Origin of the sequence: Lactobacillus sp. M0393, from assembly GCF_016102025.1 — a bacterium.
GTDB lineage: Bacteria > Bacillota > Bacilli > Lactobacillales > Lactobacillaceae > Lactobacillus > Lactobacillus melliventris.
In genome coordinates this window covers 13,184-27,114 of the sequence record NZ_JACFPK010000005.1, presented here as the reverse complement: position 1 = coordinate 27,114, position 13,931 = coordinate 13,184, and the positions used below count along the sequence as shown (strand labels likewise).

Genomic DNA, 13,931 nt, shown 5'->3' with positions numbered 1-13,931 from the left:
TCCTCCTAAATTTTTATCTTCTTTTTGCATGCGTCTGTGATTGCGCGTTATTTTGACCATAATATGCATCCTTGCCATGCTTACGGTAATAATGCTTGTCTAACAAGTATTGGGGCAGCCGGCTGTTTGCTCTAGTCAATTGCAGCGTATGATAGTCTTCTTCAGCTACAACTTCTAAAACTTTGGCATTATAAACAGCCTGGGCTGGTGTTTGCCCCCAGCAAAACGGACCATGTTGACTAACTAAGGCTCCTGGTGTAGCTTCATAATCTAAGTGGCGCTCATCAAACGTACGGACGATAGTTTTGCCAGTATTGCCTTCGTAATCTTCTGCAATTTCTTCTTTTGTCAGTGCGTCAGCTGCTGGAACATCTGTGTAAAAAGTATCGGCGTGTGTGGTGTTAAGTGCTGGAATATCCATCTTGGCAGCCGCAAAAGCTACTGCCCAAGGTGAATGAGTATGAACAATCCCACCAATCTTTGGAAAATGATTATATAAATATGTGTGTGTGGGAGTATCACTTGATGGATTCAATTTTCCTTCGACTACTTTGCCCGCCAAATCAACTACCACCATGTCCTCAGGTTTTAGCTTATCGTATTCAACTCCTGAGGGCTTAATGACAAATAATCCTTGATCACGATCAATTCCAGAAACGTTACCCCAAGTAAAAGTAACTAATCCTAATTGAGGCAACTGCATATTAGCCTTGTAAACTTCTTCCTTTAGTTGCTCCAGCATTTAACGTTCCTCATCTTTCAAAATAGACGCTGAATTTTCCAAAGATAGAGCCGAACGGTAACGCTCAATGTACTTGCCCGCACCTGCAACTCCTTTTTGTTCAGGACTCAGTGTCATTATCTCCGAGTCAACAAAAACCTTCTCATCTAAATAGTCCTCCAGCTTTTCTTGAGCACCGGATGATACATATTGGGCTAAAATTGCCATACCCCAAGGACCACCAGCACTAGCATTAGTCATAACGGAAATTGGCATATTCAAAACATTAGATAAAACTTGTTGAGCCACAACAGGCGTCTTAAATAGTCCACCTTGAGCAATCATGACATCCGTTGTCACTTTCTCCTCATTAGTTAAAATATCCATTCCAATCTTGAGTGGTGCAAAAGCTGAATAAAGCTCTGCCAACATAAAATTAGCTAAAGTAAATTTGCTGTTAGGTGTTCTAATTAGCAACGGCCTTCCTTCTGTTGTCTTCGTTACCGGCTCACCTGAAAAGTAGCTATAGTTAACTATGCCACCGGCATCAGGATCTGACTTTGTAGTATCTAAAAACAAAGTGCTAAATAGTTCGTCTGCACTGATATTTTTACCTAACCTACCTGCAAATTCGCTAAAAACTTGCGACCAAGCATTAATATCTGAAGAACAGTTATTTATGTGAACCATTGCCACTGGCAGTCCTGTGGGAGTTGTCACAATATCAATATCCCTGTGTACTTTTTGCAAAGGCTTATCTAAAACAACCATTGAAAATTCTGATGTACCAACAGAGATGTTTCCTGTGCGCAGTCTAACGCTGTTGGTACTAATCATGCCGGTTCCAGCATCTCCTTCAGGTGGTGCCATAACACTACCGGCTTTTAAAGTACCAGTTGGATCAAGTAAAGCAGCCCCTTTTTCAGTTAAATAGCCTGCAACTTCACCAGCTTTTAAAACTTGAGGTAAAATATCTTCGATTTGCCACGGATACTGTTTCACCTTTTCTAAACTAGAAAATTTGCGAAGACATGTTTGGTCAAACTGACCATCACTATCAATTGGAAACATTCCTGAAGCGTCCCCAACTCCAATATTTTTTTCACCAGATAATTTCCAGTGAACATAACCAGCTAAAGTTGTGATGTAAGCAATATCTTTAACATGATACTCGTTTTGCAGTATCGCATGATATAAATGAGCGATGCTCCAACGTAAAGGAATATTAAAGTTAAACAGCTTGGTTAGTTCTTCTGCTGCATCTTCCGTAATGGTGTTACGCCATGTTCTGAATGGGACTAGCAGTTTGCCATTAGTATCAAACGCCAAATAGCCGTGCATCATTGCACTAACACCTATGGCTCCTATTCTTTCAATTTTGACATGATATTTACTGCTGACCATAGCAGCTAACTGGGCATAACTTTGCCTTAAACCAGTTAAAATATCTCCTTCAGAATAGGTCCAAATACCATCTTGCAATCTGTTTTTCCATGAAAAGCTGCCAGAAGCCAGCGGCTGAAAATCAGGGCTGATTAAAACTGCCTTAATTTGCGTAGAACCGAATTCAATTCCTAATGCTGTTTGCCCCCTTTGAATGAGTTGAACAATTTTAGTAATGTTCATTTAAACGCCTCTTTCCTCACGGTAGAATTCTATCCTTAGCTTTCTTTGGAAAGCACTTTCATGATATATTTTTTATTTGAATAATTCAATAGTATTAAAAATTCATTCGAATGTTTTTGAAAATTTTTAAGCTTTCTAAACTCTTAATTTCACGGCATTTTAGCTATTTTAGAAATTTTATTTATTTTTATTGGGCTTTTTTAGCATAAATTTATTGTTTACGTTTATACCTTTATTCTTTATAAAAATGCCAATATTTCAGCAAAAGATAAATATAAGTTACCTTTTAAAATTGAACTATGTTATGATTTTAATTAAAGAACAATAATTTTAAAAATATTAGCTAAAATTTATTCAAATGAATTTTAGGAGATTGTACAATGAAAAGCGATTACATAAACGTTGTGGAAACACTTAAAAATGAAATAACATTTGGTAATTATGAAGTTAACCAAAAACTACCGACAGAAGACGAGTTAATGCGCCGCTTCAAGGTCACTCGTTATGCTGTTAGAAAAGCCTTAACTGAATTGCAAAATGAGCATTTAATCTACAAAGTCCAAGGAAGCGGAATGTACATCCAGGATTGGAATAAAAAATGGCAAGCCAATCCACAAAGCAAAACCATCGGATTAATTTGTACTCACATTGCAGATTACATTTTTCCCAAGATTATTGCTCAAATTGATTCGGAAATTGAACCACAGGGCTATTCTTTGCTTTTAGCTAATACTCATAACTATCCTCAAACTGAACGATCAAGTTTGATTAAAATGCTTGATTCACAAGTGGCCGGTTTAATCGTTGAACCCAGTGAAAGTGCCAAGCCTTGCCAAAATGCCGATATTTACCGCCGGATTGCAAAAAGCAAAATACCCTTATTGTTTATTAATGCGGAATACTCTGAATTTAATTTCCCTGCTATTGTGAATTCGGATAGAGAGTCAGAAAATGAATTGACAACTTATTTATTGCAGCAAAATCATCGCCGAATTTTAGGTATCTTTCAAACAGACGATCTTCAAGGGGTCGAACGGATGAAGGGCTTTATCGCTGCTTATCAGGAAAATAATGTTAATTTAGCTAGTAGTAATTTAATTATGTACAGCTCACATGATCCTTTCTCTGTTATTAGTAAAAAAATTGATATCTATTTAAATAGTCCCGAACCGCCTACAGCAATAGCATGTTATCATGATGAATTAGCTGTTTTAGTCATTGACAAATTGAAAAAGCTAAAAATCAAAATTCCCCAGGATATTTCTGTAGTTGGTTTCGATAACTACGATTCATCTGCTTACTTAAACCCTAGCCTGACGACTATGAATTATCAGAGAACTTCCGTTGGTCAAGAGGCAGGCAAAGGAATTTTAGCTTTAATAAATGGTAAGAAATTTGCTTCAGTGGTACATCACCCTGAGATGAAATTGCGTGATTCAGTTGCTGCACTGAAACAATAAAAAAAGGTGTTAATCAAAAATTTGATTAACGCCTTTTAACTATCACTATTTACTTAGATGAATCTCGCGGTCAAACAGCAGTTGCAGGTTTTTATCAAAATTATGGGCGATAAAAATGACAGTGCCTGGCATTTCAAGGAGTTCTTGCAGGATTGCTCTGGTTCCTGCCTGATCAATTGCACTTGTGCCTTCATCAATCAGTAAGATTTTACTGTCATGTATTTGCGAGCGCGCAAGAATTATTTTTTGCCTTTGGCCGCCAGAAACATTTAGTTTTTGCAAGTTTATTTCTGTATTCAAGCCATGAGAAAACTTGGCAATATCTGCGCCCAAACCTACTGCTAGAGCTGCAGGTTCGGCCAGCAAGTCTAATTTGGGATTGAACATTGTAATATTGTTTTTAATGGTGCTGGGAAATAAAACAGGATCTTGGGCAATGTAGCCGATTTTAGCTAAATCCGGTTTAATCACTTTTCCCTCTTGATCCTTAAATGCTATTTTCCCCGAACTCGGTGGCAAAATCCCTAAAAGTAGTTTAAATAAAGTTGATTTGCCTGTTCCGCTGTCACCTGATAGTAAAATTTTTTCACCATAATTGACAGTGATATCAGGGAAATTCAAAGTTTCACCATTAGGAAAACTAACTGCCAAATCTTTTGTACTAAAAGCATAAGGTGTTGCTAAGTTTTGTTCATCGGTTTTTACTGGTAAAGTCGCTGCAGTAACATTATTTCTTAAAGTTTTGGTGCCCTTAATTAAGCCGAAATAGAATGGCAAGTATTCGATTGCCAGCGAAATATAGTGGCTAAAATTACCGATAACCGCAATCGCACCAAACGTGACTAGTCCGCTTTTAATTAAAATACCCGTCCAGACGAACAATATCAGGATCATAATTTGCGCAACACCATTGGTAATAATGGACAGAACTTGTTGTTCCCTTGTCTGCTTGAGGTTGGCTTTTTCTAAATCCTGAGCGCCCTTGTGCATCACGCTAGTTAATTTATCGCCAGCAAGATACCGCTCTAACTCAGCAATACCGCTCAACCATTTTTCAATCAGATCCAAATATTGTCTGTTTTGATGGGATACTTTCTCCGTAGCTTTTTGCAGTGGCTTTTCAATTATTTTGGGTAAAATCAGGGAAACGGCTACCGAAATTAAGATAAGCAGCAACAAACTCCAGTGCATAGTCAGCAGGGCAATTACTGAGAAAATAACATAGCCTAGAAAATTGCAAATGACAGGAATTAAGTTAAAGGACTGATTGTTAACCGTATTAAGATCATTAGTCAGGCGATTTTTAACTTGCGAATTTTGATAATTTTTACGGTCATGATAGACGTGGCTTACTATTTTGCTTCTTAAAGTGTGATTAAATTCTTGAACTTGTCGTGTCAGTAAATATTCAGAACCCCAGTCAAAAGCATACGACGAAAGATAAGCTAATGTTGTAAAAGTAATGATTAACAACCAGGCTTGGCCGTCATGCTGGCGCAAAGCGGTAAATTCCCACATATTTAAGTATGATGCGCCAATTAAAACCAAAGGTTGCAAAAGGCTAAAAAGCACAATGAATATGAAACGAATTCGATTAATATGAAAGAAGTTTTTAAAAGTCATTGTGGTTCTCCTTCTGGCTTGATAACCGAATCGTTTTATCAAACATATTTTTAACTTCAGAATTAAGATTATGAGCAATCATGATCAAAGTCTTATTAGTGTGAACAAGTTCAGCAATAATTTGCTTAGTTGCTTTACTATCAATGGCACTTGTCGCTTCGTCCAGCAAAATAATTTCATCAGCGAAAATTTCTGATCTGGCAAGGATAATCTTTTGTCTTTGACCACCGGATAAATTGTTTTTATCCAAATCAACTTGGGTATCAGTCCCCTGGGGAAATCTCGCAATGTCGCTTTGCAATTGCACTTTATTAATTAAATTAGGCACTTGATCCAACAATTGTCGATGAAACATCACGATATTTTCCGCAATTGTTCCTGGAAACAATTGCGGATCTTGAGCAATGTAACTGATCCGGTTTAAATTTGGTTGAAAAATCTGCCCCGCATTATTTCTAAAAATAATTTGTCCTTGATAAGGCTTGATCTTACCCAAAAGAGCATGGAACAGTGTTGACTTGCCAGTTCCGCTGTCACCTGTAAGCAAAACTTTTTCACCCTTATTGATCACAAAATCAGGGTATTTAATTATTGGACCATTAGGATATTTAAGCGCCAAATTTTTAATTTCAATTTGAGCAATTTGAGCAGATGATCCATTCGGCTTGGATTTAGTGTTAGAAATCAAACTAGCCGTAGTTTGATTGATATTTTTAGTAGATTTAATCTTGACCGCAGCACTTGTAATGGAGGATACAGCTGAAAAAATACCAAAAGCAAAAGAAGTCGAAGCTAATGCCGCCCCAATTTTTATTTGACCAGTTAAAAACAGGATGCCCGCTAAAAAGGCAATGGACATTTGCCCTAAGGTATTGCCAATTCCATTAATTGTATTGGAAGCACAGTTTTTATTGATTTGATTGACTTTAGACTTTTCCAACTTCTCAGCGTAGCTGCTCATTTCTTTATTTAAGATCGTCCATGAATGGTACCTCCGTAGTTCATTTAAGCCATTGATCCACTCGCCAATTCCTGTTAAAAAGGCACTGGTATTTTGCATCACTTTTCTACTTGCCTCTGAAGTCATGCGCGCCATTATTTTGGGTAAGCTTAAATCAATTAGAACAAAAATTGCAGTTAGTAAAACAAAAGACCAGTTTAAGCTAAAAAGGACACCGGCAGAAAGCAAAATGATGAACAAATTGCTAAGAACATTAACCCAGGGCAGAGCAAAATCGTTGGTTAAAGCGTCGAGATTGCTTTGCAGATAATTCTGCATTTGCGCGACTGTCGCATCGTTTTCAGTATAAAAATGATCTACCATTTGCCCTCTTAATTGATCAAGATATTCCTGAATCTGTGCGTTAAAAAGGTAAGTCGCTAAAGGCAGAATAAATACACCACAAACTACCGGGATAAATTCAATTAATTGCCAGCGAATATAAACAGGCAAGTTGCCCACACTAAGTCCGTTAACTGCAAATTGAAAAAAATATTGGTCAAGTGAGCCGGTAACAGCGAAAATAAAATAAAGTAAGATAATAAAAATTGCTCGTCGTTTATTGGAGCCAATCAGTCCCTTTAATGTCATGTGCTTGCGTCTTTCATTTTATGCTAAATCAATTTTATTAAATTTATCTAATAATAAAATGAATGAGTACGGGTGTCAAATTAGCAAGCAAAATATAATGGCTGGTTATAAAAAACTAATTCTTTAAAAAGAATTAGTGGAAAAGTATTTAATTTTTGATTTGTTGGTTTACAGTAATGACAGTAATTAAAAGGTTTTTTACTTCTTTGGTAAATTCTTACTTTCTGAAGTGTATTGTTAAAATTATTAGCCACTCTATTTTTAAAAAATTTGAGTCATTAAAAAATGCTCAATTATAGTTTCAACTATAGTTGAACACTCCTTATTTTTATCTTAATAATAAATTTATTCCGACTTCGAAATAACATTGTCCAACTTGCTGGTGTCACTTAAATTGGCATTTAAAAATTCCTGATTATCTATCGGTAAATGCAATTCAAAGTCTTCTATTGGCTGAACGCTGACTGTTACATCTTTCACTGTAGCTGCCAAAACATGACCGCCAAAGCTTAAATCGTCGGCCAAAAAATGATTGTGAAATCCTGATACTCCAACACCCTGAAAAACAGATGGAATATAATAAGTAATCATTGTTCCAGTGATATTTTCAGTTTCAAATTCGACTTGATTTTCCGCAATTTTCCCTAGAGACGGATATGGCTTATGAGATTTTTTAGAAGATCTCGTGCGAATTTTTTGGAAAACACCTTTAGTCAATATTGCGAAAAATTGATTTTGGGCGTTATTTTTGGTCAAAACATCTTTTAGCATTTCCGCCAATTCGACATTTTGATAGCTTTTGAATTTGTGATAATCCGCAAAACTAACGTCAGCATAAGTCACTTTAAAGTTATCTGGCAGTTTCACAGCCGGACCACTAACATCTATTTTGTAACCGACACCGTCCAATATTACTATTTCACCATCAACGCCATCACCCGTTCCAATGCCGATATTGCCGTGCTTTAACAATTCTGACAGCGGTAAAGTACCTTCCAACAAGCCTTCAACCAACATTTGCATAGTCCCGTGTTGAAATAATACGTTTTCCGTCATATTTGCTGCTCCTTTTTTCAAAGACTTATATATAAAAACAATCAGAACAAACTTAATTTTTACAAATCAGTTTAGCACCAATTTGTTCTCAACTTATTATGTTCTGATTGTTTTTCAACTCTTGCTATTTTTAGTTTAGTAAATAACTAGCTCGATCTAAAAATTCAAATACACAAATTGATTTTCTCAAAGAAATCATTCATGTCAATGCAATCAACATCTAAGTCATCGCACACATCAGGTATTTTTGCGGCCTTATTACAATTTGGATTGTGCAAATTAGGATTCCGAATTTCACTTGTTACAATGGTTAAATTTTCTTCTTTTGCAATAGCAATAAGCCAAGGATCTGCAATTTTCTCATGTGCCCATCCTCTGTCAGCTGATAAAGCTTCATCTTTATAATATTCACAGTCGTCAATATATTGTAGTACTTTGGCCCATTGTATTGCATAGTTTTTATGGTTTATTATTTCTTTTAAATAATTTTTATCCAACCATTTTCTAAATTTAGGGGCTTGGTAGTTTTCATCGACCACAATTTCGGGAATGACAACATATTTATTTAAAATGGCAGGTAGCTTAGCCCAAAAACTGGGAAAATACTTTACCCGATAATACCGTTCATAAAAATTTATATAGATATTAGTATCCAGCAAATATTTTTCCATTACATTCTGCCCCCCGTCAGAATCTTAAACGATTTATAACTAACACCAGCAATATTAAAAGCGTCCGTATAAGTAATCTTATTTTGTTTTATTGCATTTTCAATATAATGTACAAAGGTCTGATCAAAACGAAATCTGATATTATTATCATAGTTTCCACCCCTAGTTTTTTTATCTACCGGGATTTTTGCAAATTCTTCTTTTAGCTGTGAAACTTTTTCATCATATTCATTTTTTTTCAAAATTTTCATGTCATACAATTTACGTACAATAACAAATTTACTAACAGGAAATTCGTGAGCTAAAAATTCAATATCGTAGTTATTCAGTTTTCTAATTTCCTCATTTGGCAGCAATATTTCCGCTGTAACTCTATTAACAAAAGTTTCCGTGGGATCAAACTTGTATGATCCTGTATCAACTAAACTGAATATTTCTTCCTGATCAAGAAAAAGATGAACTAATTCATGAACAAGTGTAAATAATCGACCTGCTTCGCTATCCTTAGAATTGACAAAAATAATGGGAGCTTTTTTGTCACTTAAGACAAAGCCTCTGAATTCTTCTAGCGACAAACTTCGATGCGTGTTGCTTTTTACCGATCCATTAAAGAAGATAAAAATGCCTATTTGACTCATTTTATCTCTAAAATATTTCAACGCATTCTTTCCCGCATTTTTCTGATAGTTAATTGGAATATCGAGATAATTACGAATATCATCTACAACTTGCTGGTAAGCATTTTTAATTGAATATTTTCCGATAAAATCGAGTTCATAATCAATTTCATTTCGCAGAAAATCCTGTTTTGTTTGCATTTCAACAATCGTATCTCTAAGTTCATTACTAATCTTTTCAATCCGATTTGAATTAATCGTTCTAAATTTAAGTGTATTCTTATCAGCCTCAACTGGATCTGAAAGAAGCAGCAAGCCAGTCGGCACATCAATAAGTTTAGCAATTTTTGAAAGTTGATTAAAAGTAGGGGTTTTACTGCCGTCTAAAAAAGCATCAATATTCTGAACTTTCATTTGTAAATAATCTTTAGAAACACCGGAATTGTCAATATAATAAGCCAAAACACGTGGATTTATGTCTAATCTAGTTACCATTAAAAACACCTCCCTTATTAATACGCATTTATACTGCTATTTTCCTCAAAAATTTACATTAATGCAATCTTTAATATTATTTTATGATATTAACTTTGTTTTAAACAACTAAAGAAACTATTTCTAACTCATTTTTATAAAATAAAAATATTAAACATGTTCGCTCATAAAAATTGCGAATGAAAATAAAAAGCTCTGAAAGCTAGTAGCTAACAGAGCTAATTTACCCTCTTACTCCCATTCAATCGTTGATGGTGGCTTACTGGTAACATCATAAACTACGCGGTTAATGTTTGGCACTTCGTCGACAATGCGCGTTGAAATTTTTTGTAAAACATCCCACGGCAAGCGAGCAAAGTCAGCGGTCATCCCATCAATTGATGTAACAGCACGAATACCAATGGTATAGTCGTAAGTGCGACCGTCACCCATCACGCCAACGGATTTGATACCAAGTAAAACGGTGAAGTATTGCCATACTTTTTCCTGTAAACCGGCTTTTTTAATTTCATCTCGCAGGATTGCGTCACTATCACGCACAAGCTTGAGTTTGTCCTCAGTTACTTCGCCGAGAACGCGAATGCCCAGACCGGGTCCCGGGAATGGCTGCCGCCAAACTAAATCATGCGGAATGCCTAATTTTTCACCTAGTTCACGCACTTCGTCCTTAAATAACTTGCGCAAAGGTTCAATTAATTTAAAGTGTAAATCTTTAGGTAACCCACCAACGTTATGATGCGACTTGATTGTCTGGGCGGTATTTGTGCCGCTCTCAATCACATCAGTGTAAAGGGTGCCTTGGGCTAAAAAGTCCACATCTTTAATTTTCTTTGCTTCATCCGCAAACACCTCAATAAACTCTTTGCCAATGATTTTACGCTTTTGCTCTGGATCGGTGACACCCTTCAGTTTATTTAAAAAGCGCTCTTGGGCATTTACCCGAATAATGTTAACGCCTAAATCACGGTTCAAGGCAGCCATTACTTCATCGCCTTCATTTTTGCGCAACATGCCGTGATCCACAAAAATGGCTGTCAACTGGTTGCCAATCGCTTTGTGTAAAAGTGTCGCGGTGACGCTGGAGTCTACCCCGCCAGATAGTCCCAGAATTACTTTCTTATCCCCCACGGTTTTTCTAATTTCAGCAATTTGCAAGTCAATAAAATCGGTCATTGACCAATCAGCCGTAGCGCCGCAAACTTTAAAGGCAAAATTACGCAAAATATCAAGGCCATACTGCGTATTGCGCACTTCCGCGTGGAATTGAATACCATACATTTTAGCTTGATCGTTAGCGATAGCGGCAATTGGACAATTCTTACTTGAAGCGACTGTTTCAAAACCAGCAGGAGTACTAGTGACCAAATCACCGTGACTCATCCACACATACTCATCTTTGGGCAGCCCAGCAAATAAAACGGAGTTAGTGTCTTCAACCTCGATGTCGGCACGACCATATTCAGAATTAGCAGCTTTTTCAACCTTGCCGTTTAAATAAGAAGTCATCAGTTGCATCCCGTAACAAATACCTAAGATAGGAATGCCCAACTTAAAAATTGCGGGATCTACTTTCAAAGCATTTTGGTCGTAAATACTGTTAGGACCCCCAGAAAAAATAATCCCTTTGGGATTAATCTTTCTTATTTGGTCCATACTAATATCATGGGGCAACAACTCGGAATAAATCCCAAAATCCCGCAACCTGCGTGTGATTAGTTGATTATATTGACTACCAAAATCCAGCACAATAATTTCATCAAAATCACTAATATTCTTTTTCACCGACATCCAAGCTCCTTTACTCACTAAATTCATACTATATCAACTTTACTAAGAAATGCAGCAGTGGTCAATAATTTTTTAGCTCTAAAGAGAGATTTTACGAATTATTTATACCTATTTACTTAATATAATTCGCAATTTCATTTAAAATTAATCTTGCACATATTATGCGACTCTGTTACAATGCTTGCAATAGCAAAATAAAAATCTATATATTGCCGTAATGTGGTCGGCAGTTTCTACTCAGAACCGTAAATTCTGAACTATGGATAATATGCATTTAAAGTAGTTAAAATACTGGTTTAAAGGGCTTTTTTTACCATAGTTTTGGTAGGAAAAGCCCTTTTTGTCTTGAAGGAGGAAAAAGTGAAGTTATTAGAAGACCGGATTCGCAGTGACGGAGAAGTTCTACCCGGTAACGTTTTAAAAATTAATTCGTTTTTAAATCATCAAGTAGATCCCGAACTAATGAAGAAAGTCGGAGAAGAATTTAGTCGGCTATTTAAGGATAGTGGTGTCACAAAGGTGTTGACCTGTGAAGCTTCCGGAATTGCCCCTGGAATAATGGCAGCCTATGAATTACATGTGCCAATGGTCTTTGCCCGCAAGAAAAAGCCAGCTACACTTAATGATGCTGTCTATTGGGCAGATGTTTATTCCTACACCAAGAAAGTCACTAATCAAATTTGTGTTGAACAAAAATTTTTGCACAAAGATGATCACCTGTTAATTATTGATGACTTTCTGGCAAACGGTGAAGCAGTTAAAGGCATGATTAATATTGCTAACCAGGCTGGTGCTGAGGTAGCTGGTGTTGGTATCGTAGTAGCCAAAACTTTCCAAGGCGGCAGCGACTGGATTAAAGAACACGGCTATCGCCTTGAAGCATTGGCAGAAATCGCTAGTTTAGCTAACAATCAAGTACGTTTTGTGGGAGAAAACTAATGGCAGAAAAAGAAGTTAGTCAGCAAAAAGCAGCTGTTTTAGGTTTACAGCACCTGTTAGCAATGTATTCCGGTGCTGTTGCGGTACCTCTGTTAATTGGCAATGCATTAAAATTTTCTCCTGCACAAATGACTTACCTTGTTTCAATTGACATTTTCATGTGCGGCCTAGCTACGCTATTACAATTAATGCGCAACAAGTACTTCGGTATTGGTTTTCCTGTCATTTTAGGTTGCGCCATTCAGGCGGTTGCCCCCTTGCAAATGATTGGGCAGAAATTCTCAATCAACGACATGTATGGTGCCATCATTGTTGCCGGGATTTTTGTCGTTTTAATCTCAGGCGTTTTTGCTAAAATCAAAAAATTCTTTCCGCCTGTCGTAACAGGCACATTAATTACTACTATTGGATTAACCCTCGTTCCGGTCGCAATTCAAAACATGGGTGGTGGCAATTCAGCTGCTAAAAGTTTTGGCAGTGGTCAAAACCTGTTTCTAGCCTTTTGCACCATGTTTATCATCTTGGCATTAGAAATTTGGACTAAAGGATTCATCAGGTCAATTTCAGTTTTAATCGGTCTTGTTGCCGGAACTGGTATTGCCGCTTGCATGGGACTCGTTTCATTCACTCCCGTAATGGAAGCATCTTGGTTCCACCTACCTCAACTCTTTTACTTCGGAGTGCCGAAATTTGAATGGTCTTCCAGTCTGACCATGATCATCATAGCTTTAGTCTCAATGGTCGAATCAACTGGCGTATTCTTCGCCATCGGTGACCTCTTACACCATGACGTAACTGAAGAAGATTTGAAAAAAGGCTACCGCGCAGAAGGTATCGCGCAGATTTTTGGTGGTTTATTTAATGCTTTTCCTTATACCACTTTTTCGCAGAATGTCGGCCTTTTACAATTATCAGGCATTAAAACTAAACGTCCGATTTACTGGGCCGGTGGTCTACTAATGGCTATGGGTTTGTTACCTAAAATTGGCGCAATGGTAACTATCATCCCTACCCCAGTTTTGGGCGGTGCAATGCTCGTAATGTTCACTATGATTGCAGTTCAAGGTATCAAGACACTGGCCAAAGTTGATTTAAGTGACAATAACAATGTCTTAATTATTGCTATCTCAATTGGACTGGGACTCGGTGTTACTATTTATCCCCAATTTTTCAAAAATCTACCGGCTACTGTGCAATTGTTTTTAAGCAACGGCATCGTGATTACTAGCTTATCCGCAACAATTCTAAACTTTTTACTTAAAGGAGGTGATAGAAAAGCAAAACAAAATACTCAAACTGCAAATATCACGTAAATGAAATTGTCTTTACCCTTGAGATAATTCT

General features: G+C 36.8%; 11 protein-coding genes and 1 riboswitch. Of the genes, 3 read left to right on the top strand and 8 right to left on the bottom strand.

The features are described 5' to 3' along the window. Positions 1-13 precede the first annotated feature (13 nt). Together H3R29_RS04895 and H3R29_RS04890 are read right to left on the bottom strand one after the other, a co-directional pair. Positions 14-742: an L-ribulose-5-phosphate 4-epimerase gene (locus H3R29_RS04895; protein ID WP_198202748.1), complete on the bottom strand. Its 729-nt coding sequence runs from the start codon at positions 740-742 to the stop codon at positions 14-16. After that, positions 743-2,347: a xylulokinase gene (locus H3R29_RS04890; protein ID WP_198202749.1), complete on the bottom strand. Its 1,605-nt coding sequence runs from the start codon at positions 2,345-2,347 to the stop codon at positions 743-745. Between the two features lie 380 nt (positions 2,348-2,727). On the opposite strand from H3R29_RS04890, the gene H3R29_RS04885 reads away from it, so the two are divergent. Then, the gene (locus H3R29_RS04885; RefSeq protein ID WP_198202750.1) at positions 2,728-3,807 is read left to right on the top strand and encodes a GntR family transcriptional regulator; all 1,080 of its coding nucleotides are present in this window, start codon (positions 2,728-2,730) and stop codon (positions 3,805-3,807) included. Between the two features lie 45 nt (positions 3,808-3,852). Here H3R29_RS04885 and H3R29_RS04880 read toward each other — a convergent pair whose 3' ends face one another. The 6 genes from H3R29_RS04880 to guaA all read right to left on the bottom strand — a co-directional run bounded on the left by H3R29_RS04880 (position 3,853) and on the right by guaA (position 11,648). Then, complete coding sequence (locus H3R29_RS04880) at positions 3,853-5,430, bottom strand: ABC transporter ATP-binding protein (RefSeq protein ID WP_198202751.1); 1,578 nt, start codon at positions 5,428-5,430, stop codon at positions 3,853-3,855. Further along, positions 5,420-7,021 (bottom strand): ABC transporter ATP-binding protein, encoded by a 1,602-nt coding sequence (locus H3R29_RS04875; protein WP_198202752.1) that lies wholly within the window; start codon positions 7,019-7,021, stop codon positions 5,420-5,422. The genes H3R29_RS04880 and H3R29_RS04875 overlap by 11 nt, the downstream gene beginning before the upstream one ends. A gap of 345 nt (positions 7,022-7,366) precedes the next feature. Continuing rightward, complete coding sequence (gene budA / locus H3R29_RS04870; RefSeq protein WP_198202753.1) at positions 7,367-8,077, bottom strand: acetolactate decarboxylase; 711 nt, start codon at positions 8,075-8,077, stop codon at positions 7,367-7,369. A 164-nt stretch (positions 8,078-8,241) separates the two neighbouring features. Further along, positions 8,242-8,748, bottom strand: a complete 507-nt coding sequence (locus tag H3R29_RS04865) for a DUF4411 family protein (protein WP_198202754.1) — start codon at positions 8,746-8,748, stop codon at positions 8,242-8,244. Then, the gene (locus H3R29_RS04860) at positions 8,748-9,860 is read right to left on the bottom strand and encodes an ImmA/IrrE family metallo-endopeptidase (protein ID WP_198202755.1); all 1,113 of its coding nucleotides are present in this window, start codon (positions 9,858-9,860) and stop codon (positions 8,748-8,750) included. The genes H3R29_RS04865 and H3R29_RS04860 overlap by 1 nt, the downstream gene beginning before the upstream one ends. Before the next feature lie 231 nt (positions 9,861-10,091). Continuing rightward, entirely contained in the window at positions 10,092-11,648 is a 1,557-nt protein-coding gene (gene guaA / locus H3R29_RS04855) for a glutamine-hydrolyzing GMP synthase (RefSeq protein WP_198202756.1), read from the bottom strand. Between the two features lie 182 nt (positions 11,649-11,830). Continuing rightward, positions 11,831-11,928, top strand: a riboswitch (purine riboswitch). 80 nt (positions 11,929-12,008) lie between these two features. On the opposite strand from guaA, the gene H3R29_RS04850 reads away from it, so the two are divergent. Together H3R29_RS04850 and H3R29_RS04845 are read left to right on the top strand one after the other, a co-directional pair. Then, positions 12,009-12,587 carry a xanthine phosphoribosyltransferase gene (locus tag H3R29_RS04850; protein ID WP_187156700.1) on the top strand — a complete coding sequence of 193 codons (579 nt, stop codon included), beginning with the start codon at positions 12,009-12,011 and terminating at the stop codon, positions 12,585-12,587. Then, complete coding sequence (locus H3R29_RS04845; RefSeq protein WP_198202757.1) at positions 12,587-13,900, top strand: nucleobase:cation symporter-2 family protein; 1,314 nt, start codon at positions 12,587-12,589, stop codon at positions 13,898-13,900. The genes H3R29_RS04850 and H3R29_RS04845 overlap by 1 nt, the downstream gene beginning before the upstream one ends. Positions 13,901-13,931: the final 31 nt, after the last annotated feature.

What these genes read in the sequence shown, in the direction of transcription:
- H3R29_RS04895 (WP_198202748.1), bottom strand. Translation starts at nt 742, where the DNA reads ATGCTGGAGCAACTAAAGGAAGAAGTTTACAAGGCTAATATGCAGTTG.
- H3R29_RS04890 (WP_198202749.1), bottom strand. Translation starts at nt 2,347, where the DNA reads ATGAACATTACTAAAATTGTTCAACTCATTCAAAGGGGGCAAACAGCA.
- H3R29_RS04885 (WP_198202750.1), top strand. Translation starts at nt 2,728, where the DNA reads ATGAAAAGCGATTACATAAACGTTGTGGAAACACTTAAAAATGAAATA.
- H3R29_RS04880 (WP_198202751.1), bottom strand. Translation starts at nt 5,430, where the DNA reads ATGACTTTTAAAAACTTCTTTCATATTAATCGAATTCGTTTCATATTC.
- H3R29_RS04875 (WP_198202752.1), bottom strand. Translation starts at nt 7,021, where the DNA reads ATGACATTAAAGGGACTGATTGGCTCCAATAAACGACGAGCAATTTTT.
- budA (WP_198202753.1), bottom strand. Translation starts at nt 8,077, where the DNA reads ATGACGGAAAACGTATTATTTCAACACGGGACTATGCAAATGTTGGTT.
- H3R29_RS04865 (WP_198202754.1), bottom strand. Translation starts at nt 8,748, where the DNA reads ATGGAAAAATATTTGCTGGATACTAATATCTATATAAATTTTTATGAA.
- H3R29_RS04860 (WP_198202755.1), bottom strand. Translation starts at nt 9,860, where the DNA reads ATGGTAACTAGATTAGACATAAATCCACGTGTTTTGGCTTATTATATT.
- guaA (WP_198202756.1), bottom strand. Translation starts at nt 11,648, where the DNA reads ATGTCGGTGAAAAAGAATATTAGTGATTTTGATGAAATTATTGTGCTG.
- H3R29_RS04845 (WP_198202757.1), top strand. Translation starts at nt 12,587, where the DNA reads ATGGCAGAAAAAGAAGTTAGTCAGCAAAAAGCAGCTGTTTTAGGTTTA.